The organism is Parasutterella secunda, assembly GCF_016901835.1.
GTDB lineage: Bacteria > Pseudomonadota > Gammaproteobacteria > Burkholderiales > Burkholderiaceae_F > Aphodousia > Aphodousia faecavium.
This window is the reverse complement of record NZ_JACJKX010000010.1, coordinates 46,703-67,226: the sequence shown is the minus strand read 5'-3', so window position 1 is coordinate 67,226 and position 20,524 is coordinate 46,703. Positions and strand designations below refer to the sequence as shown.

19 protein-coding genes are annotated in these 20,524 nt (G+C 50.4%); 3 read left to right on the top strand and 16 right to left on the bottom strand.

Features of this window, described 5'->3' with window-relative positions:
- Positions 1 to 6: 6 nt before the first annotated feature.
- The 8 genes from ispG to H5985_RS06345 form a co-directional block, all read right to left on the bottom strand.
- Positions 7 to 1,272: a flavodoxin-dependent (E)-4-hydroxy-3-methylbut-2-enyl-diphosphate synthase gene (gene ispG, locus H5985_RS06380; protein WP_205050480.1), complete on the bottom strand. Its 1,266-nt coding sequence runs from the start codon at positions 1,270 to 1,272 to the stop codon at positions 7 to 9.
- Positions 1,269 to 2,405: a dual-specificity RNA methyltransferase RlmN gene (gene rlmN / locus H5985_RS06375; RefSeq protein ID WP_205050479.1), complete on the bottom strand. Its 1,137-nt coding sequence runs from the start codon at positions 2,403 to 2,405 to the stop codon at positions 1,269 to 1,271. The genes ispG and rlmN overlap by 4 nt, the downstream gene beginning before the upstream one ends.
- 118 nt (positions 2,406 to 2,523) lie before the next feature.
- Complete coding sequence (gene ndk, locus H5985_RS06370) at positions 2,524 to 2,976, bottom strand: nucleoside-diphosphate kinase (protein ID WP_205050478.1); 453 nt, start codon at positions 2,974 to 2,976, stop codon at positions 2,524 to 2,526.
- Positions 2,977 to 3,131: 155 nt separating this feature from the next.
- Entirely contained in the window at positions 3,132 to 3,950 is an 819-nt protein-coding gene (locus tag H5985_RS06365) for a TatD family hydrolase (RefSeq protein WP_205050477.1), read from the bottom strand.
- 6 nt (positions 3,951 to 3,956) lie between these two features.
- Positions 3,957 to 4,646, bottom strand: coding sequence for an ABC transporter ATP-binding protein (locus tag H5985_RS06360; RefSeq protein WP_205050476.1), 690 nt, complete (start codon positions 4,644 to 4,646; stop codon positions 3,957 to 3,959).
- Positions 4,639 to 5,892, bottom strand: a complete 1,254-nt coding sequence (locus H5985_RS06355) for a lipoprotein-releasing ABC transporter permease subunit (protein WP_205050475.1) — start codon at positions 5,890 to 5,892, stop codon at positions 4,639 to 4,641. The genes H5985_RS06360 and H5985_RS06355 overlap by 8 nt, the downstream gene beginning before the upstream one ends.
- Positions 5,893 to 6,062: 170 nt before the next feature.
- Positions 6,063 to 7,394 carry an argininosuccinate synthase gene (argG, locus tag H5985_RS06350; RefSeq protein ID WP_205050474.1) on the bottom strand — a complete coding sequence of 444 codons (1,332 nt, stop codon included), beginning with the start codon at positions 7,392 to 7,394 and terminating at the stop codon, positions 6,063 to 6,065.
- 154 nt (positions 7,395 to 7,548) lie between these two features.
- Positions 7,549 to 8,112 (bottom strand): NUDIX domain-containing protein, encoded by a 564-nt coding sequence (locus H5985_RS06345; protein ID WP_205050492.1) that lies wholly within the window; start codon positions 8,110 to 8,112, stop codon positions 7,549 to 7,551.
- A 142-nt stretch (positions 8,113 to 8,254) separates the two neighbouring features.
- Here H5985_RS06345 and H5985_RS06340 point away from each other — a divergent pair, with 142 nt between their 5' ends.
- A complete protein-coding gene (locus tag H5985_RS06340; RefSeq protein ID WP_205050473.1) occupies positions 8,255 to 9,469 on the top strand; it encodes an AI-2E family transporter in 1,215 nt (404 codons plus the stop codon).
- Between the two features lie 23 nt (positions 9,470 to 9,492).
- Here H5985_RS06340 and H5985_RS06335 read toward each other — a convergent pair whose 3' ends face one another.
- From H5985_RS06335 to hemC, 8 genes are all read right to left on the bottom strand, one after another.
- Positions 9,493 to 10,344, bottom strand: a complete 852-nt coding sequence (locus tag H5985_RS06335) for a metallophosphoesterase (RefSeq protein WP_205050472.1) — start codon at positions 10,342 to 10,344, stop codon at positions 9,493 to 9,495.
- A 14-nt stretch (positions 10,345 to 10,358) separates the two neighbouring features.
- Positions 10,359 to 11,354 carry a helix-turn-helix transcriptional regulator gene (locus tag H5985_RS06330; protein WP_205050471.1) on the bottom strand — a complete coding sequence of 332 codons (996 nt, stop codon included), beginning with the start codon at positions 11,352 to 11,354 and terminating at the stop codon, positions 10,359 to 10,361.
- A gap of 77 nt (positions 11,355 to 11,431) precedes the next feature.
- Positions 11,432 to 12,466: a hypothetical protein gene (locus tag H5985_RS06325; RefSeq protein ID WP_205050470.1), complete on the bottom strand. Its 1,035-nt coding sequence runs from the start codon at positions 12,464 to 12,466 to the stop codon at positions 11,432 to 11,434.
- A gap of 302 nt (positions 12,467 to 12,768) precedes the next feature.
- Entirely contained in the window at positions 12,769 to 13,107 is a 339-nt protein-coding gene (gene glnK, locus H5985_RS06320) for a P-II family nitrogen regulator (RefSeq protein WP_022473278.1), read from the bottom strand.
- Positions 13,108 to 13,127: 20 nt separating this feature from the next.
- Entirely contained in the window at positions 13,128 to 14,546 is a 1,419-nt protein-coding gene (gene nadE, locus H5985_RS06315; RefSeq protein WP_205050469.1) for an NAD(+) synthase, read from the bottom strand.
- Positions 14,547 to 14,614: 68 nt separating this feature from the next.
- A complete protein-coding gene (locus H5985_RS06310) occupies positions 14,615 to 15,544 on the bottom strand; it encodes a manganese-dependent inorganic pyrophosphatase (RefSeq protein WP_205050468.1) in 930 nt (309 codons plus the stop codon).
- An 85-nt stretch (positions 15,545 to 15,629) separates the two neighbouring features.
- The gene (locus H5985_RS06305) at positions 15,630 to 16,409 is read right to left on the bottom strand and encodes a uroporphyrinogen-III synthase (RefSeq protein ID WP_205050467.1); all 780 of its coding nucleotides are present in this window, start codon (positions 16,407 to 16,409) and stop codon (positions 15,630 to 15,632) included.
- A 7-nt stretch (positions 16,410 to 16,416) separates the two neighbouring features.
- Positions 16,417 to 17,349 (bottom strand): hydroxymethylbilane synthase, encoded by a 933-nt coding sequence (hemC, locus tag H5985_RS06300; protein WP_205050466.1) that lies wholly within the window; start codon positions 17,347 to 17,349, stop codon positions 16,417 to 16,419.
- Positions 17,350 to 17,618: 269 nt separating this feature from the next.
- Here hemC and argH point away from each other — a divergent pair, with 269 nt between their 5' ends.
- Positions 17,619 to 19,085 carry an argininosuccinate lyase gene (gene argH, locus H5985_RS06295; protein ID WP_205050465.1) on the top strand — a complete coding sequence of 489 codons (1,467 nt, stop codon included), beginning with the start codon at positions 17,619 to 17,621 and terminating at the stop codon, positions 19,083 to 19,085.
- 216 nt (positions 19,086 to 19,301) lie between these two features.
- A complete protein-coding gene (locus H5985_RS06290) occupies positions 19,302 to 20,489 on the top strand; it encodes an aminotransferase-like domain-containing protein (protein WP_205050464.1) in 1,188 nt (395 codons plus the stop codon).
- Positions 20,490 to 20,524 lie beyond the last annotated feature (35 nt).

The following is a 20,524-nucleotide window of genomic DNA, read 5'->3' as shown; positions in this document are numbered from 1 at the left end:
CTCTTTCTAAAGATTCTTGTCTTTTTTCGAGTAATGTGAATACACATACTCGTTGATCAATTCTTTAAAGCGCTCAGCGATTAAATCGGCGTTTTCTCCTTCGCCTTTAATCGAAGCGATTTTTTCACCGTCAGCGAAAACGGGCGCAACGGGTGACTCACCGTTGCCCGGCAAACTGATGCCGATGTTGGCATGCTTGCTCTCACCGGGGCCGTTGACCACACAGCCCATGACGGCCACTAACATATTTTCAAACCCTTCACAATCGGCACGCCAGCGAGGAGTCATCTCGACGAGATAGCGCTGCGTCTGTGCAGCCAACTGTTGAAAAAGTGCGCTTGTCGTACGACCGCAACCCGGACACGATACCACAAGAGGAGAAAAGGCGCGAAGTCCCATGGTCTGGAGCAACTCCTGAGCCACACGAACTTCTTCAGTGCGGGCTGCACCGGGCATCGGCGTAATGCTCACACGAATCGTATCGCCGATCCCTTCTGCTAAAAGTAATCCCATTGAAGCGGCACTTGCCACCACACCTTTTGTTCCGATACCGGCTTCGGTGAGCCCCAGGTGCAGTGCATAATGACTTGCCGATGCCAACTCGCGATAAACCGCCACTAAATCCTGAACGGCCGAAACTTTGGCTGACAGGATAATGCGGTCGGCGGGCAAACCGATTTTTTCAGCAGCCGCTGCACTTTCCAGCGCAGAAGCCACCATGGCGTGAAGCTGAACCGTTGAGGGCGGCTCGGGATCGGCCGAAGCACGATTTTCTTCGAGCATGCGAGCCAGAATCTGAGGATCAAGCGAACCTCCGTTGACACCGATTCTCACAGGTTTGTCGTATTGAAGTGCCACTTCAATCATGCGGGCAAAATTTTCCATTCCCCGTTCACCGCGTCCGACATTGCCGGGGTTAATCCGGTACTTTGACAAGGCTTGGGCGCATTCGCCGACCTCAGTGAGAAGTTTATGACCGTTGTAGTGAAAGTCTCCGACAAGAGGCACATCACTGCCCAACTGATCCAATTTCTCACGAATCTGCACCACTGCGCGCGCAGCCTGCGGAGTGTTAACCGTCAGTCTTACCAATTCGCTGCCGGCTTCGGCAAGCGTCATAACTTGCGAAACAGTTGCTTGCACATCAGCCGTAGCCGTATTGGTCATGGACTGCACACGAATAGGACATTGCGAGCCGATCGTGACATCATTTTCTCCGTACCGGACGTGAACCGTATGGGTTTGATGTCGAGGCTGAAATACGGTCATCATGCCTCCTTAACCAAAAAGGTGAGCTGTGCTTTTTGTTGTGCCAAACGTTCTGCCCGACGAGTTTTATCTTTAATGTTGCCTGCCAATTGTCCGCAGGCCGCATCAATATCATCACCACGAGTCTTACGCACCGTGGTCACAATCCCCTGACCGATCAAATAATCCTGAAAAGCCTTCACATCTGCCAGATCGGGCTTACGCAGATCGCTGTCAGGAAACGGATTAAAGGGAATGAGGTTGAATTTACAGGAAACCCCTTTGACCAACTTCACCAACGCTTTGGCGTGCTCGAGGCGGTCGTTGACTCCGCCCAAGAGAATGTATTCAAAGGTGATGTAATCACGCGGGGCGTGAGCAAGATAGCGCTTACAGGCAGCCATCAGATCGGCCAACGGATGCTTTTTATTAATCGGCATGATCTGATCGCGCAATTCATCGGTCGGAGCGTGCAGGGAAACGGCGAGAGCCACGGGTACGGCCGCGGCCAACTTATCCATTTGAAGGGTCAACCCACAGGTCGAAACCGTTACCCGTCTGCGGCTTAAACCGTAACCGTTATCGTCGAGCATGAGTTTGAGCGCAGCAACCACATTGTCAAGATTTTGCAACGGCTCGCCCATACCCATGAGAACCACGTTGCTGATCACCCGATCGGCCGGATCGGTCACTCCCAGATCTTCGCGCAACGTTTTTTCTGCATGCCAAAGCTGACCGATAATTTCTGAGGTTTTCAGATTGCGGTTAAACCCTTGTTTGCCCGTTGAGCAAAAAAGGCACCCCATGGCGCAACCCGCTTGAGTCGATACACAAAGCGTGCCGCGATCGTCTTCAGGAATAAATACTGTCTCGACCGCATTGCCGTTACCCACATCAAAAAGCCACTTGCGGGTACCGTCGGTACTTTTTTTATCCCAAATCGGGACAGGCGCTTTAATTTCAGTCTGTGCGATCAATTTGGCGCGGAAACTTTTGGCCAAATCGGTCATTTTTTCAAAGTCACCCACACAATGGCGATGAATCCAGCGCAACAGCTGAATAGCACGAAAACGCTTCTCGCCCATTTGTTCACAAAAGGCGATCAGACCCTCTCGGTCCAAATCCAAAAGATTCACACGTTCGGTTGTTTGAGTCATCACTTTGAAAAAAAGGCCGGTTAATTTACAAAACGAGTCACCCAGGGGCGACTCGAGAAAAAAAGGACGGACACAACGATAAAGGAGGTGATGAAGTGTCGCGCCCGTCCTAAAGAGATTACTTACCGCAGCAGCAACCGCAGCACTTGCGTTCGCAAATAGCCAAGGTCGGGAAGAAGTAAGCGATTTCAACAGCAGCCGTTTCCGGAGCGTCAGAGCCGTGAACGGCATTGGCGTCGATGCTTTGAGCGAAGTCAGCGCGGATCGTGCCGGGGGCAGCCTTCTTCGGGTCGGTAGCGCCCATCAATTCACGATTCTTGGCAATGGCGCCTTCACCTTCCAACACTTGGATCATCACGGGGCCGGAGGTCATGAAAGCCACCAAATCCTTGAAGAAAGGACGTTCTTTGTGAACAGCGTAGAAACCTTCGGCTTCGGCTTGAGACAATTGACGCATTTGAGCGGCAACGATGCGAAGACCGGCGTTTTCAAAACGCGTGTAGATTTGACCGATGACGTTCTTAGCAACAGCATCCGGCTTGATGATGGAAAGGGTGCGTTCAATAGCCATTGTAGTTCCCCAATGAAGTTAAAAATTTAAACCTGCGGACAACAAACACTGTCCGCTGCAATCACGATGATCCCGCAGAATCATTTCGAGGTGGCATTTTAGCAGAAAGACTGTACCGAAAGGGCCGTTTTTTGAGACTCCAATTGTTTTTGAAGTCAAGCAGTTGCAACGAAGTTTTTCGTCAATTCGACTACATTGCGCAGACGCGGAAAAGCCAAGAACGAATTTTCATAAATCACTCTGCCCAACGCTTCAGAATCCTCTCCTCGGATTCGGCTCATTTCCTGCAGATACCGGGGCAGATCGACCGGAGTAGACCGACCGTTTTCGGCAAAGGAGGGGGCCATATCCGGAGCATCGGTCTCTAGCAGCAAAGCCTGAGAGCCGAGAGAGGCCAACGCCCTACGTACCCGTTTACTGCCCTCATAAGTCATGGAGCCGCCAAACCCCAGAAAGTATCCTCTTCGAACACACTGCAAAGCCTCTTGCTCGGAACCGACAAAGGCATGCAATGCTCCCCTGACTTGAGGATAATCAGCCATCATCGCCATTACCCGATAAAGTGCCCGGCGACTGTGAACCGATACCGGAAGGTGCGTCTCGGCAGCCAGTTCAAGCTCTTTTTTAAAAATTCTCTCCTGAAGTGCCTTATCGGGTTGGCTCACATAAAAGTCCAGGCCGATTTCTCCGATACCGACCAAATGCGAGTCGTCCATGTGTTCATAAACAAATTTTTTGAGCTTCTGTACATCTTCATCGCTTTGCTCGTGCAGATACATCGGATGCAAACCGACGCAATACCCCCACCCCAAGCGATGAGCAACCTCTCGAGCTCGCTCGAAATCCTCAAGGCAACCCGTTGTAATCACGCCGGCCACAACCCCGACGGAGCTTGCCTTGCGACCCATCACTTCCAACGATTCGTCAAGCTCGGCCAGACCGACATGATTGTGTGTGTCGATGAATCGGACCATGACGGATCACACCTTGGAAATAACACCGTCAATGATGCTGACCGTGCGGTCACACCGTTTGGCAAGCTCCAAATCGTGCGTCACAATAACGCAAGCTGTTCCCTGTTTTTTAGCCAGATTGAGTAAGCTGTCAAAAACGGCTTCTGCGGTCTGGCGATCCAGATTGCCCGTCGGTTCATCGGCGAGAATACAGGCGGGCTCGGTAACCATGGCTCGGGCAATCGCACAGCGCTGTCTCTCACCTCCTGACATTTGTGAAGGCAGGTGATTGAGTCTGTGGCCTAAGCCCAGAGCTTCAAGTGCCGCTTTAGCTTTATTTAATGCCACCGATTCATCTTCGCGTCGAATGATGAGCGGCATCGCCACATTTTCCTGAGCCGTAAATTCAGGCAAGAGGTGGTGAAATTGGTACACAAATCCTAATTTCCGGTTGCGAAGCTGCCCTCTTTGAACCTCGTTTAGGGTATGAACACTCATCCCCGCAACCGTCACTTCCCCTTCATCGATGCTATCGAGTCCGCCCAGAACATGTAAAAGCGTACTTTTACCGGAACCGGACGCACCGACCACAGCCAAGAGTTCACCGGCTTTGACTTCCAGATCGATTCCCTTAAGCACCTGAACCGATCGGTCATCCTCCCGATAGGCCTTTTTAACGCCGTGCGCGACAATGACGCATTTTTTCTCATTATTCATATCGAAGCGCCTCCGCCGGTTTCGTTTGAGCAGCACGCCAGCTCGGATAAATGGTTGCCAGTAACGACAATATCAGTGAGAAAACCGCAATGGGAACGATATCGCCGGCTCGAGGATCCGAAGGCAATGAACTGATAAAGTAGACCTCTTTGGGTAAAAACTGAATACCGAAAAGCGATTCGATTGCCGGCACGATGACATCCAGATTGCAGGCAATCAATAAACCCAGAGCCACACCGCAGGCAACGCCCACTACGCCCACGACTGCACCTTGAACCATAAAAATCGACATGATGGAAGCGGGCGATGCCCCCAACGTCCGAAGAATAGCGATATCGGATTGTTTCTCCGTCACGGTCATCACCATACTGGAGACTAAACCGAAGGCACCGACCAACACAATCAAAAAGAGAATTATCGCCATCATGCGCTTTTCAACCTGTACCGCAGCAAACCAAGTGCGATTCTGTTTACTCCAATCGGTCACGGCAAAAGTGTCAGGCAAAGTTTTGAGAATTTCAAAAGAAATCTCCGGTGCTTTATTCATATCATCGACCCGAACCCTGAGCCCTGCAGGCCCGCTCTGGCGGAAAAGCGCCTGTGCATCCTCAATGTGGATAAGAGCCATGGAGCTGTCGTATTCGTAGTGTCCGGAAGAGAAAACTCCGGTGAGCGTAAAAGCTCTCATACGGGGAACAATGCCTGCGGGAGTAGCACGCCCCTGAGGGATAATCACATTGACCTTGTCGCCTACGCGCAGTCGCAACAAGCGAGCCAAATCAAGACCCAAAACAATTCCGTATTCTCCGGGCTTGAGATCGGTGAGTTTGCCCACTGCCATTTGCTTATCGATGTCGGAGACCTTTCCTTCATCGGCCGGTTCTATGCCGCGAAGCAACACTCCCCTCACGCTCGAGCCTGTGCTCAATAAGCCCTGCCCCGAAGAGTACGGAGCGACCCCCAACACATGCGGGTCGGAAGAAACAATTTTTGCGGTTTCCTGCCAATTCTCGAGCGGGCCGGCGTAACTCACCACCTCTATGTGAGGAATAACGGACAACATACGGTCACGAACTTCTTTTTGAAAACCGTTCATGACCGAAAGCACAACGATAAGCGCCAACACACCCAGTGCAATGGATGCAACGCTCATTACAGAGATAAATGAGATAAAGCCGTTTTTGCCGCGTCCTCGGCGGCCCTGGCGCGTATATCGCCAACCTATTCTGAATTCAAAAGGAAGCACTGAAAAAGCCTGAAAACAAAAATTAAAGACGAAATTGATTTTAGCGTTTTTTGGTTCGCTTTCGTTTCTTTGCTCCGGAACTTCCCGGAAAATGTGTTTTCAATTGCGACAGGAACAAAAAAGGGCAGGCAATCACACCCACCCTTTTTCAGTCACCTACGACGGTGCGGTTATTTCTTTGAACCACCCAACATCGCTACGGCGCTTGTGCCGGAAATTAAACCGGACTTGGCGTAAATACCGAGCTTGGCACGGGTATCGACAATGTCGAGATTGCGCATCGTCAGCTGGCCGATACGATCTTCGGCTGTGAACATGGAATCTCCCTTTTCCATCGTCAGACGTTCAGGTTCATAGGTAAGATTCGGGCTCACAGTATCCAAAATCGTATAGTCATTGCCACGACGCAGTTCCAAGGTCACCGTACCGGTAATGGCACGAGCCACCCAACGCTGAGCCGATTCACGCAGCATGATTGCCTGAGAGTCAAACCAACGGCCTTGATAGAGCAGTCGGCCGAGGCGACGACCGTTGATATGATATTGCTCGATCGTGTCTTCATTGTGAATACCGGTAAGGAGCCGTTCATAAGCGATAAAGAGCAACGCCATCCCCGGAGCTTCATAAATACCGCGGCTCTTGGCCTCGATGATACGGTTTTCGATCTGATCGCTCATACCCAAACCGTGACGACCGCCGATTGCATTGGCTTCATACATCAGGGCAACAAGATCGTCGAAATGCTTGCCGTTTAAGGCAACCGGCACACCTTCTTCATAGGTAACGGTCACCACTTCAGGCTTGATTTCGACAGCCGGATCCCAGAAAGCCACACCCATAATCGGTTTAACGATCTTCATGCTCGTTTGCAGGCTTTCCAAGTGCTTGGCTTCGTGCGTTGCACCCAAGAGGTTGGAGTCCGTCGAGTAGGCTTTTTCAGCCGACATACGATAATCAAAACCTTCTGCCTGAAGGAATGCGCTCATTTCGGCGCGGCCGCCCAATTCATTAATAAAATCACGGTCAAGCCACGGCTTATAAATCTTCAGTTCCGGGTTGGCCAAAAGACCGTAACGGTAGAAACGTTCAATGTCGTTACCCTTGTAGGTCGAACCGTCACCCCAGATGTGCACGCCGTCTTCACGCATGGCGTTGACCAACATCGTGCCGGTCACCGCGCGGCCCAGAGGCGTCGTGTTAAAATACATCTGACCTGCGGTGGAAACATGGAAGGCGCCCGATTGAATGGCTGCAATACCTTCGGCCACCAACTGCGGACGACACTCCACCAAACGGGCCTTTTCGGCACCGTAATTCATTGCGCGACGAGGAATAGCTTCGTAGTCCTCTTCATCGGGCTGACCCAAATTGGCTGTATAAGCATAAGGCAAAGCACCCTTTTTCTTCATCCAGCGCAACGCAGCAGACGTATCAAGCCCACCGGAGAAAGCAATACCCACTTTTTCTCCGACAGGTACTTTTTGCAAAATAGTCTCAGACATAATCCCTCGTCTCAAATAAAAGTCAATCGATTGTCTGCACTCAAGCACAGACCCTTCGGCTCAGTTTATTGAAAAAGTGCGTGCGTGAACAGTTAAAAGTTTGAGCCATCTCAAACTCTTTCATGGTCGACAAATCAGCGGAATTTGTCGAGTGTTAGCAAGCCTTGGGCTGCATCTGTCCGGCCTGATATTTTTCAAGCCAATAGGTTCCTACAATCGTTTTCACATCCGTGATCTCTCCGTTTAAGACCATCTGCTTGAGATCGCTCACACGGACCTTCTGCACCTCCAGGCACTCCCCTTCATCCAGATGCCGAGTACCCGATACCAATCCCTTAGCGAGGAAAAATTCCAAATGCTCATCCGAGTAACCGATCGCATTATGAATGCGTCCGAGGTAAAACCACTCCCGGGCCCGGTAGCCGGTTTCTTCTTCGAGTTCCCGTCGTGCGCAAAGAGAGGGTTCCTCATCGGGATCGAGCTTACCTGCGGGCAACTCCCAAAAAGCCCTGCGGCAAGGCTGACGCCACTGATACTCCAGGAGCACACTGTCATCATCAAAAAGAGCAATGATGACAGAAGCGCCGGGGTGGCGGATGTATTCACGGGTGCGGGTGAGGCCGCTGGCCGTCACCACCGTATCCCGATCAACATGAAGAAAATTTCCGTCAAAGACCCGTTCAGTGGCCGTCTGCATTTCTTTAACCCGATTGATCATCTCTTCGGTTACTTTCGCCATGATTTATCTCCTAAAACACTGCGAGAAATTTTATCTTGACCGGGTATTTTGCGCACTCAAAAAGGCTATTTTCGTTTAGACTAGAGGCTGTGTTTTACCCATGATTTTTCTGAAAAACTAAATGGTTAATTTAAGAGAACGCGTTGACATACTGATTCGCATCCTCTTTGCTTCGGCGATCGCTTTAGGATGTTATTTTGTTGTCAGACCCTTTTTGACCGCTATCATTATCGCGGCGATCGTCACAGTGGTAAGCTGGCCGATGTTCAAACGGTTCTCGACTGCCATGGGTAACCGGCCGACGCCGGCAGCGTTGCTGATGGTCACTCTCCTTGTAGTCTGCCTCATTATTCCGACCATGTTCCTGTCGGCGGCCGTTGCTCAACAGTTACCTGCTGCCATTTCTGGCATCACAGAATATATTCGCACCATTTCCGCACCTGACTGGGTTCAGGAGATTCCTTTAGTGGGGCCTTGGCTTTATAGTCAGCTCGCAGTCGTGTTCCAGCCGCAAGCACTGGCCGACTACATGAAAAAGATGATCGACCCGATCACCCGAGAGGTTCTCACGATTGCCTGGGCCTTAGGCAACGGGCTCGTGCAGATGGGTTTAGTGGCATTTATCGCCTTTTTCTTCTATCGGGACGGTGATGCACTGGCGAGTCGGGCCAGAGAATTTTTAGTCAAAGTTTCCGGTGAACTCAGCCACGAGTTGTCCCACATTTTGGTCAACACCACCCGCAGCGTCGTCTACGGTATTGTCGGCACGGCGGCCGGTCAAAGTCTGGCTGCCTGTATCGGTTTTATCATCGTCGGGGTGCCCGGTACATTGCTGCTGTCGGTCGCGGTCTTTATTTTGTCCGTGGTGCCGATCGGACCGCCTTTGGTTTGGGGCCCGGTTGCAATCTGGCTTTATGCACAGGGTGAATTAGGTCTGGCGCTCTTTATGGTAGCCTGGGGCGTATTGGTGGTGGCTAGCGTTGATAACTTCATTAAGCCGCTTCTGATTGCGCGAGGCTCCTCTTTGCCTCTGTCGCTTGTTTTCCTGGGGGTATTCGGCGGCGTCATTGCCTTCGGCTTTATGGGTTTGATTTTAGGTCCGGTGCTCCTGGCCGTGGGGCTTGCCATGATCAAAACGTGGCTGTCGCAAAAGGCTCGCAACCGTATCGCCAAGGACGTTTCCATCACGTTTGCCATGCCGAAATTTGATGACAATGAGCCCGAACAAAAGGCCCCTGAGGTGAAGAAAAATATTTCGCCGGCTATTCAAAAAAATCGACCGGCTCCCAGACGGGATCACCCCAGAAGCTATCCGAATTCTAAAAAGAAAAACTGATCGTCCTTAAACGCCTGGAGTAATTAACCCAGGCGTTTAAACATTGCACGCTCAAACCGCTCAAGAGACTGAGACTGCTCGGCGTGTTCCATGGCGTCGCGCGGATCAATTTGTGCCGGCACGATGTCATCCCCTTTCAGATTCACAATTCCCCTGTAGCCCACCCCACGTGGAGTAAAACCGTAGTAGGTCGGATAATGACGATCTTCGTGCTGATGACCGTGAAAGAGGTATTTCACCTGCAGTTTTTTAGCCAGTTGATCAATTGCGAGGAACCCCTTGCGATGGCACCCCGGCGCTTCATGCGTGACCAGCACATCGGCCCGATGCTCCATCAAATTATCGTACGTTGACGGAAAGATCGACGTACGGTGACGTCTCGGTAAGCCCCCACGCCACATATTGCCTCGGCCGATTCGTCGGATAAAGGCGCCTGCAGACATGTAGTTAGGGGCTTGAGGGGGCATCCAAATCTGCCCTCTGAAAACGCCTCCGAGACCGGCAATACGGATGCCGTTGACCAAAGCCACCCGACCGTGAAGGTTATGGCCGGCCAATTCACTTCGCCAAAGTCTGTCGTAAAAAAGGTCATTGTCCGTGTCGTGATTGCCCGGTATCCACCAGACATCCACAAAACTCAAAATATCGGCAAGGACCTCATGGAGCGGAGCCGGAGGTTGTAAATCCCCCAAAATCACCATGGCCTTCGGACGGTGTTCTTTGGCAGCCTGAAGGATATGATCAAATGAACCGTGAGGGTCTCCGCAGAAGAAAATTTCTTCTGCTACCTGCTCCGGTGAAACCTTCACGGCCTGAGGCCGTGAATGGCTTTCACGAGGCTTGTGACGGTAGTGGTAAGAACGATGAAATGTCACTTTACCCCTGCCCGTTATTTATCGTAATTTTTCAATGATGCGGCAAGTGCCTCCCGAACCTCATTTTTGAGGCTTTCAGGCTCAACCACTTTAGCGGCAGGCCCATAGCGCAGAATGTCGCCCACTAACTCCGGACTGTTGCCGGAATACGGAATCGTAAGTTCATAGAGATCATCTTTGAGCCACAACTCCATCTGATCGGGGTGCCAGACCACTTGACTGGCTATCTTGGAGGCAATACCGGCAAATCGAATCCGAGCCCAGGTCAGATCACCCGATCTGTACAGACCGTAGAAGCGATCGAGTTCGGCCTGAACCGTTTTCATCGGCACCACCTTAGCTGACATTTGCATGATGTCGGCACAGCGAATGTTTTCGATATTGAAACTTCTCAGCGCCCCTTTTTCGTGGCACCAGGCATCCAAATACCAACGGTTGCGATAGTAGTTCAAACGCATGGGACTCACCACGCGCCGCGTCTCTTCTTTCTTATTGTCCGAGTAGTAGACAATACGAACACGCTGTCTGTGAACAAGCGCTTGTCCGATCACCTCGAAGGTATCACTGACAATAGGCTTTCTCTTTTGTTCATGAATCACGACTCGCTTTAAGAGTTCGTCGGCATCGGCCTGATCCTGGAACATGCTCGTGCGAATGCGGGCAGCCATTTGTCGTAAATCTTTAACCAGGTAACCTTTACGATTTTTTTCCAAATCGGAAAAGTCGTCCAGAGTTTTAACCATGCAATAAAGCTCATCGGGCGTAAACCACATGGATCGTCTGTCGTAAAAATCCTCTCGTTTGGCCTCGGCTCGGTTTTTTGCAAAAAGATAACCGCCGCGAAGGCGTGAGAACGTAATCGGCGCTTTCAACTCTTCGCGCATATAGCGAATATCGCGCTTGACCGTCGCAGGCGCCGCCCCGGTTGCTCTTTGTAATTCTTCAAATGTCACTACGCCTTTTTCACTGATCAGGCGATCGATTGTCATCAAACGAACTTTAAAATCCATTGTCGTATCCTTCACACACATAACGTCTGATATGGTATCTGTTTTTGAGCCTTTTCTCAACAGGAAAATCAATAGGCTCACTCCGGCACTGCAGGAGAGGGTGTCAGACAGAAATCTTCCGACATTGCCGCCAGGCTCAGATCAAAGTCATTGTTAACATTTGGAATCCCTGTTATGGAATCGTTCCAGCCTAAATCGACGCCTGTGTCGATGTCACACTGATCCAAAATAATCAGATCATCAATGATTTCTTGTGAGTCAATCTGTTGAATCAGCGACTCTTGATCAAAATCATCACTGATTCCGGGCTGTTGATGAAAAACGTTTTCCAATTCCGTATTCAGATAATGACCCAAGTCGGTCAATTCGCGCCAAAAATCCTTTAACCCGCCTCCATAAAGAGAGGAGCCGTCTTCAGGCAGACAGGATAAGGCATGTTTGTAATCGGCCAACGCTTTATCAAAGCGGGTATCGATACCGCGGAACTGACTCATTTTATCTTCAAAAGCATCGTAGTAATGAAAGTGACGGGAGGTGAGCATATTGTCTTCCATCGGCTTGATGACGGTTTGCTCATAGATCATGTCATGCATCACCACCATGAGTCTTAAACCGAAAGAGCGGGTGTCGTTCAATGAAAACAGTCCCATTTTCCAATTGAAACGACACTGACTGAGCACACGTGAACACACATCATCGAGCGCGTCATCAAGATCGTCACAAAGGCTCAATCGGGCTTGAAATCTCGGATCTTTATCAAAAAGATCAACTAGGGCAGCGCGAAATTCCCGGGCAAAAACCCCGTCTCGAATACCTGCGTAACGTTGTGCAGCCGACTCCAGTTTATCTTTAATTGCCAACGCTTTTGAAGAGTGAAAAACCCAACCGTTAATGTGCTCGAGCGATCGCTCACGCAAATCACGTACTAACTCCCGACTGACCAAATCCAAAAGCGAGCGCGAACCCACACGGGCAAAAATCTCATCATTGACCGATTTCCAGCTTCTGTGATCCGGAGACGTGATTTGCGGATCAAGCGGATGAATCAGACAACGGGAAAGAACAGGTGTTGAATAAAAACTTGCTTGAAGAAAAGACACTGTAGAAAACATTTTCAAACCCCAAAACGGTTAAAACTTCGGTTTGAAAAAGTCTTCTGTCGCGATATTTCACGTCTGATGCCTGCCGTTTAACCCATCGTCGCCCGCGCGTTTTGCGCCTGACCCATCGTCTTCTTACAAACCCGTAAAAACCGTATAAACCCAAAATCAATCTTTTCGGCAGTGCTTGTCAGTCTACAGAAATGCCGGGGATGAATTCTCTGACAAAAATCAAAAAAAGAACGTTTTACGAAAAAAATGTCTGCTCGGAACACACGAGGAGGCCGAAAGCCTCCTCGGATAATTATTGAAGCTCAGACTGCTGCCTCATCGGTTTCACCGGTTCGAATGCGAATCACCTGTTCAACATCAAAAACAAAAATTTTTCCGTCTCCGACTTTACCGGTTCTGGCTGCTTTCAATATGGCTTCAACCGCCTGATCCACCAAATCCTCGCTCATCACGGCTTCAATTTTTACTTTAGGTAAGAAATCCACCATGTACTCTGCCCCACGGTAGAGTTCCGAATGCCCTTTTTGACGACCGAAACCCTTGACTTCCGTGACGGTCAAACCCTGCACGCCGACATCCGACAATGCCTCACGGACATCGTCCAATTTAAAGGGTTTAATGATTGCGACAACCTGTTTCACGATTTCTCCTTTTTCTCTTGCTAGAGTTGTTTAGGCAACAGTCCCTCGTAAAAAGCCTGTGGCAGGCCTTTGACCGGGCAAACCGACAGTTGCACTCCCAATGGGGCCTGATTGTGTTTAAAACGTGCTCCCTTAACCAGTTTAACGACTTTGACAGCCAAGTCCGATCCGTATTTTTTACGAAGTTTTTTACCGTCCGAATGCCCTTCAAAGAGGTCTTTCAGTACGGCATCCAATACCGGGTAAGGCGGCAGCGAATCCTCGTCTTTTTGATTTTCACGAAGCTCGGCCGTCGGAGCTTTTTTCAAAATATTGGCAGGAATCATTCGCGCCAGGTACTCAACCGTTGAGCACATTTTGTAAAGATCGGACTTATAAACGTCGGCTAAAGGTGCCAGTCCTCCGATCATGTCACCGTAGAGCGTACAGTAACCTACGGCGAGTTCACTTTTGTTACCCGTATTGAGTACGAGCGACCGATCGGCGTTACTGACAGCCATTAAGAGGATACCTCTCACACGGGCCTGGAGATTTTCACGCATCAGTGCTTTATTTCCCCAATAGGGGACATATTGCAAAGCCGTCTGCTCCAATAAATCCACTGCGGGCATGATGGGAAGTTCCCGAAGTTTTAACCCAAGATTTGAAGCCAGAGCCCTTGCATCGGTAAAACTTTCCTCACTGGTATAGCTTGAGGGCAAGACATACGCATGAACATTTTCAGCACCCACGACACTTGCTGCCAAGCATGCCACCACGGCACTGTCCAGACCGCCTGAAAGCCCCAGAGAAATCTGCTCAAATCCGCAACGCTTCATGTAAAGCTTTAAGGCCATCTGCATGGCTGCAAATTTTTCGTGGTACTCATCGAGCCAACAAACCTGACCTTCTTCAGGCGTAAAGGCCCAAGGATAGGCCATGTAATTGGCTCGGGTTCTGCCGTTTTTTACAACCTTACACTGCCCCAACCAAACTTTTCCGTCGACAAAGCCCTGCCCGTCAATGACCAACAGATTGTGCGAATCCGTCTCGGTAAATACTTCCCCGACAGCAGCGCTTTTGAAGTTGAGATCGTAATCGAGTCCGCTGTCTTCCGACATCACCGATATGCCGCCCTTCTGCCACTGAAAATCAAGCGTGCGAAGCGTTCCCTTTTCAATACTGAAGACACCCAAACCTTGCGGCATGACTGCGGGCAAAATCACACGTACGTCGGAATTTTTTAACGATTCGGTGAGCTTGCCGATCCACTTTTGATTGCGCTCACGATTTTCCGGTCTGGTGAGCCAAAAGTCCTGTACAGAACCGTTTAAGGCCTGAAAAGGAAAAATCAGTACGTCACCGGTCTTTAAATTTTTATCGCGGGCCGATGTCACGATTGACCTCACATTTCTTTCAGGATCATCCGGTCGAAAAGGATAGGCATGAACGTAGATCATTTATGTACCAACAAAAAAAGGTCGGGAAGCTTTAAGTTTACCCGACCTTAACAAGTTTGATTTCCGAATTAGTGGAAAGCGGCTTCCAGTGCAGGAACCACTTGCTTCTTGCGGCTCATCACACCTTCGAGCCAAAGATTACCGTTGGCGAGCAAAGCGGGATCTTTACCGAAAGCGGCAGCAATCTTAGCCGGATCGTCGGAGGCCATCAAAAGTGCAGAACCTTCCTTCATGATATCGGTGAGCAAAAGCATCGCCGTATGACGGCCTTCTTCGGCCTTCACGCGAGCCAATTCAGCTTCGATATCGGCCTTCATATCAGCCACGAGATCAAGCGAGACCAATTCGAGCTGACCCACACCGACCTTGGTGCCGCTCATGTTGAAGTCCTTAAAGTCGCGGAAAATAAGATCGCGAGGAGCAACGCCCTTCACCGCACTCTTGGCGGTGAAAAGTTCCATACCGAGCGCCTCGATATCAGCGACACCGGCGATTTGTGCCAATTTAGCTGCCGCTTCTTTATCAGCCTGCGTGCAGGTCGGAGACTTAAAGATCACCGTATCGGAGAGGATGGCACAAAGCATGGCACCGGCCACCGAGGCAGGAATCGTCAGGCCCAGATAATCGTACATGCGGGCAAGAATCGTGCAGGTGCAGCCCACGGGCATAATCACCGCTTCAATCGGAGAAGAACTCGTCACATCACCCAACTTGTGATGGTCAACAATCCCCTTCAAATGGCATTCATCGATATCGGCAGGAGCCTGAGCCTTATCGGAAAAATCGACAAGGTACACATCGCGGCCGGCTACGCTCGAAATCACTTCCGGAGCAGTCAAACCGAAGCGATCCAAAATAAAAGCGGTTTCCGGAGCGGGCTTGCCTTGAGCAACGGCTACCACATCGAGCCCCCGTTGGCGATAAAGATCAGTGCAGGCAATCGCTGAAACGATACTGTCACTGTCAGGGTTTTTATGACCTAAGATCCAAGCGGACATTATTGATTCCTCAGCTTAAATGTTTTTCAAAAATACGTGCGCTATGAAAGCGCACGTGATAATTCGATTAATTTTAGACGAGCAGTTACACGATCTCAAGAAGCTTTTCGATGGCCTGCTGTACCCGTTCGTCTTTGGCCGATACCAGTGCCACGTTTCTGAACCCGACCTCTTCGAGCTGAGCTTTAGGACGAGGATGGATAGTGAGGACAAAGCCTTTTTGAATCCACTCAAGCGCTCCCGGGACGGTTTTGACCGCATGCATCAAAACCCCCACCGAATCAGTGCTGGTCAGGTAAACAATCGGTGCCGGACCGGAAATGGAAAACTGCAGCTTCTCAAGCTCAGCGCTTGAAAGTTCCAGAGGTGCTCGCTGGTAAGCCGGCAGTACTTCAACATCGGTGCCGTGAGCCAAGAGCTGCTCACGCAACCATTCCCGACCCACCTGACCTCTGACAATCAAAACCCGACTCGGAAAACCTCGCGATTTTAAAAGTTCAAACAATCGCTCGGAACCCGATTCAAAAGTTTCCCCTTCCGGATAAAGCACAGGCGTGTGTTCTCCCCATGCAGCACGAATGACTCGAGCCGTACCGGAGCCGATGGTCGCCAGTGTGATATGCTGGGGCCACTGCTTGACGTAAACTGCACTGGCCGCAACGGCTGCAGGGCTGGCTAACAACACCATGTCGAAGTTGTCGAGATTAAGCAACCTTTCCTGGACTCGTTCCGGGTCCTGAGGCGGCAAAATGGTAAAGGCCGGCCACTTCCAAATGTTCATTCCCCGCTTGCCCAACCTTTCGGCCAAACGCTCGTTAGCAGCCCCGGGGCGCATAAGGATAATCGGCTTTTGATAATGAATCATTTGAGCCTCATTGAATACTCAATAATTTTTCAATATAACGCTGAGCGCCCTGGTCTAAAAGAGCCTGAACCGCTTTTTGTGCCAATTCCTGAGATTGACTCCACGGTCCTTTTTGTTCTGTGTAAGCGGTTTCCCCTGTGGTATGGTCTCCGACCAGAGCACGCAGTCTCATCATCCCTTCTTCATCAATGGTTGCATAAGCAGCCAAGGGAACCTGACAGGAGCCACCTAAAGCACGGCTGACGGCTCTTTCAGCAAGGCAGCAGGCACGTGTTTTTTCATCATTGATAAAAGCCACCGTTTGACGGGTTTCGGTATCTGTTTCAAGGCATTCGATACCCAATGCCCCTTGGCCCGGACTGGGCAGTGAAATTTCATCGCTGATGATTTCACGAATGCGGCTCTCCAGCCCCAAACGCTTTAAACCGGCACTGGCCATGATCAGTGCATCAAACTCACCGCTATCGAGTTTCTTCAAACGAGTGCCGACATTGCCGCGCACGGGTTTGACAATCAGATGAGGAAATTTGGATCGAAGCATGAGTTCGCGGCGCAGGCTTGCCGTGCCGACCACCGCTCCGGCAGGCATGCTCTCAAGCGTTTCGTAGCGACTGCTGACAAAAGCATCTCTCGGGTCCTCGCGAGTGCTCACGGCTGCCAACACAAAGCCTTCGGGCAACTGCATCGGGACGTCTTTCAATGAGTGAACTGCCAAGTGAGCTTCGCCCTCTTGCATCGCCGTCTCGAGCTCTTTAACAAAAAGCCCTTTACCGCCGATTTTTGAGAGCGTTTTATCCAAAATGCGATCGCCTTTAGTAGTAATACCCAAAAGTTCAACATTTTTTGCAGGGTAACGTTTGCTCAGCAAATCCTGCACATGCTCGGCCTGCCACAAGGCCAGAGGACTTTCACGGGTGGCGATAATAATCTTGTCCGACATTTTTCTTCCATGCGTTATAGATGAGGGGCGATTTTCTCACCTTTTTCTTAAAAAGAGCTGAGAAAGTATTGTACTGTCATATTCTTTGTCCAAATACCCAAAAAATGATGACAAAATTCTTGGTTTTGTCGACAATATGAAGCCTAGTACATTGATTTTATTAGCATTTTTACGTAGAAAAAACAAATTTTAATCATTCTTCAAGCTCGTTTTGCTCTGTTTTGCGTACAATGGCGGCATCATCTCATCAAAAGAAGGTCCATAAACAAATGACTACTGTTGCCACCGAACATCTTGATCCGTTAGCACAAAAGAAAAAAGCCTGGTCGGGCCGCTTCTCCGAACCCGTTGCCGATTTTGTTCTCCGTTACACGGCAAGCGTTGATTTTGACAAGCGCATGGCTTTGGCCGACATCGCCGGCTCCATCGCTCACGCCACGATGATGAATAAGTGCGGTGTTTTGCACGATCAGGACTTGGCCGACATCAAACGCGGCATGAAGCAGATTATTGAAGAAATCAAGTCCGGCAAATTTGAATGGAAACTCGAACTTGAAGACGTCCATTTGAATGTTGAAGCCAGACTGACTCAATTGGTGGGCGATGCCGGTAAACGTTTGCACACGGGCCGCTCCCGCAATGACCAGGTGGCCACTGATATGCGCCTTTACATGCGCGAAGAAATTGACACGATCACCGACTTGGTCTGCGAGCTGCAGGAAGTTCTCGTTCACCTTGCAGCCAATGAAACCGACACGATCATGCCGGGCTTCACGCACATGCAGGTTGCGCAGCCCGTCACGCTCGGCCATCATCTTTTGGCCTATGTGGAAATGTTTGAACGCGACAGAACGCGCTTAATTGACTTGCGCCGCCGCGTCAATCAATCTCCCTTGGGTGCTGCTGCCTTGGCCGGTACCACCTATCCGATCGACCGCAACTACTCGGCAGAATTGTTGGGCTTTGAAGCCGTCATGCAAAATTCGTTGGATGCTGTGAGCGATCGTGACTTCTGCATTGAATTCACGGCTGCCGCATCCCTTATCATGATGCACATTTCGCGCTTATCCGAAGAGTTGATCTATTGGATGAGCCAACGCTTCCGCTTCATGATGCTGCCTGATCGCTTCACCACGGGTTCTTCCATCATGCCGCAAAAGAAAAATCCCGACGTAGCCGAAACCGCTCGCGGCAAGGCCGGTCGTGTGGCCGGTGACCTCATCAGTCTGACGGTTTTGATGAAGGGCTTGCCCTTGGCATACGCCAAAGACACGCAAGAAGACAAGGAACCGGTCTTTGATGCCATCGATACGGTCAAAGACACGCTTCGTGCCTTCATCGAAATGATGCCCGGTGTCACACCGAACCGCGAAGAAATGAAAAAGGCCGCTCAGGCCGGTTACCCGACAGCAACCGACCTTGCTGACTACCTCACGAAGAAGGGTCTGCCCTTCCGTGAAGCTCACGACGTTGTCGGTTCTGTAGTGAAACTTGCCAGTAACCGAGGCTGCGATTTGGCCGAATTGAGCCTTGAAGAATTAAAGAGCTTCAGCGACCTGATCGAAGAAGACGTCTATGAAAAAGCTTTGAAGCTTGAATCCAGCGTTGCTGCCCGCGACCACGTCGGTGCCACTGCACCCCGTCAGGTCAGAATTCAAGTGGCTCGTTGGACGGATATTTTCGAAAAACGCCACGCCGAACCGAAACAAAAACGGTTGGCTGATCTGTTGATTTAACCACCCGACCTCTCGGATAGCCGTCGATTGTCTTGGTGATCGACGGCTTTTTTTGTTTCTACGACTTTTTACTTAGAAATGAATCAATTCCGGGATTCCGACTAAGCAGAGGCACTTATTTTCAGCAAACTTCGTGGCTCAGCTAAGGTTTTTGACTTATAAACATTTGTAGACAATTTGAGAAAATGAAAAAAAACAATAAAAAGGAGATAACAAATGTCTACAGTGCAGGAACCGACTCCGCGTTGGTCAACACTCGCCTCCAAACCGTCCAGTTCAGTAATTCGTGATTTATTGAAGTTACCCGCCGGCGTCATTTCCTTTGCAGGCGGTCTGCCTTCCCCTGAAGGTTTTCCTCTTGATGAAATTGCCAAAGCCTGTCAAACAGTAATCGCCAAAGAAGGCAAGCACGCTTTGCAATATTCCATGGTTGAAGGGGAAATTGCTCTTCGTCGCGAAATCGCCCGCCGTGAAACGCAAAAAGGCATTCCCACCGAATTTGAACAAGTTCAGATTGTCTCGGGCAGCCAACAGGCCCTGGATTTGATTGCCCGTATTTTCATCGACAAAGGCGACAAGGTTCTTGTGGAATCGCCTACCTACATGGGAGCGCTGCAGGCCTTTGATCTTTGTGAACCCGAATACGTGAGCCTGCCGTGTGACACCGAAGGCCTCAATCCTGCCGCGTTCACCGAAGAGGTTTGCCGCGGTGCGAAATTTGCCTACGTCATGCCGACGGCCAGCAATCCGACGGGGCTCACGATTTCTGAAGAAAGACGCAAACTTTTGTGTGAAAAGGCTCGTGAGTACGACATGCTTTTGGTTGAAGATGATCCGTACGGTGAACTTTGGTACGACCAACAGCCGCCCGCCTCACTTCGTCAATGGGCGCCGGAGCGCGTCATCCGCTTGGGCACGCTCTCAAAGATCCTCGCCCCGGGCTTCCGCTTAGGCTATGTCATCGCTCCTGCTGATGTACTCGATAAGATCGCTCAGATGAAGCAGGCAATGGACTTGCATACCGCTACCTTCACGCAACTGATCTCGGCTCAGGTCTTCAGTGAAGATTTGCTTGTTCACCATCTGCCGAGCGTTCGTGAGCGCTATAAGACCCATGCCAAGGCCATGCTTGACGCACTTGAAGAATTCATGCCCGAAGGCGTCACGTGGACGCATCCGACTGCCGGTATGTTCATCTGGGTAACCTTGCCTGAAAAGATGGACGCCACTGAAATGGCTCGCGATGCCCTTGCACACAAGGTCGCTTACGTACCCGGTGAAGCCTTCTATGCCGGTTCTGCGGTTGAAAAGAATCACTTCCGACTCTCGTTCGTGACGGTTGATCCGGAACGAATTAGAGAAGGCGTGAAAAATTTGGCTGAAGTCATTCGATTGCGAATTTGACACTCCCCGATTTATCAGGCCGCCCGTTTCAAGCC

Coding starts and splice junctions, on each gene's coding strand:
- argH (WP_205050465.1), top strand. CDS start 17,619: ATGACTACTGTTGCCACCGAACATCTTGATCCGTTAGCACAAAAGAAA.
- H5985_RS06365 (WP_205050477.1), bottom strand. CDS start 3,950: ATGGTCCGATTCATCGACACACACAATCATGTCGGTCTGGCCGAGCTT.
- rlmN (WP_205050479.1), bottom strand. CDS start 2,405: ATGACTCAAACAACCGAACGTGTGAATCTTTTGGATTTGGACCGAGAG.
- H5985_RS06290 (WP_205050464.1), top strand. CDS start 19,302: ATGTCTACAGTGCAGGAACCGACTCCGCGTTGGTCAACACTCGCCTCC.
- H5985_RS06310 (WP_205050468.1), bottom strand. CDS start 15,544: ATGTCCGCTTGGATCTTAGGTCATAAAAACCCTGACAGTGACAGTATC.
- ndk (WP_205050478.1), bottom strand. CDS start 2,976: ATGGCTATTGAACGCACCCTTTCCATCATCAAGCCGGATGCTGTTGCT.
- H5985_RS06345 (WP_205050492.1), bottom strand. CDS start 8,112: ATGATCAATCGGGTTAAAGAAATGCAGACGGCCACTGAACGGGTCTTT.
- H5985_RS06305 (WP_205050467.1), bottom strand. CDS start 16,409: ATGATTCATTATCAAAAGCCGATTATCCTTATGCGCCCCGGGGCTGCT.
- ispG (WP_205050480.1), bottom strand. CDS start 1,272: ATGATGACCGTATTTCAGCCTCGACATCAAACCCATACGGTTCACGTC.
- H5985_RS06360 (WP_205050476.1), bottom strand. CDS start 4,646: ATGAATAATGAGAAAAAATGCGTCATTGTCGCGCACGGCGTTAAAAAG.
- H5985_RS06330 (WP_205050471.1), bottom strand. CDS start 11,354: ATGGATTTTAAAGTTCGTTTGATGACAATCGATCGCCTGATCAGTGAA.
- H5985_RS06325 (WP_205050470.1), bottom strand. CDS start 12,466: ATGTTTTCTACAGTGTCTTTTCTTCAAGCAAGTTTTTATTCAACACCT.
- H5985_RS06340 (WP_205050473.1), top strand. CDS start 8,255: ATGGTTAATTTAAGAGAACGCGTTGACATACTGATTCGCATCCTCTTT.
- nadE (WP_205050469.1), bottom strand. CDS start 14,546: ATGATCTACGTTCATGCCTATCCTTTTCGACCGGATGATCCTGAAAGA.
- argG (WP_205050474.1), bottom strand. CDS start 7,394: ATGTCTGAGACTATTTTGCAAAAAGTACCTGTCGGAGAAAAAGTGGGT.
- hemC (WP_205050466.1), bottom strand. CDS start 17,349: ATGTCGGACAAGATTATTATCGCCACCCGTGAAAGTCCTCTGGCCTTG.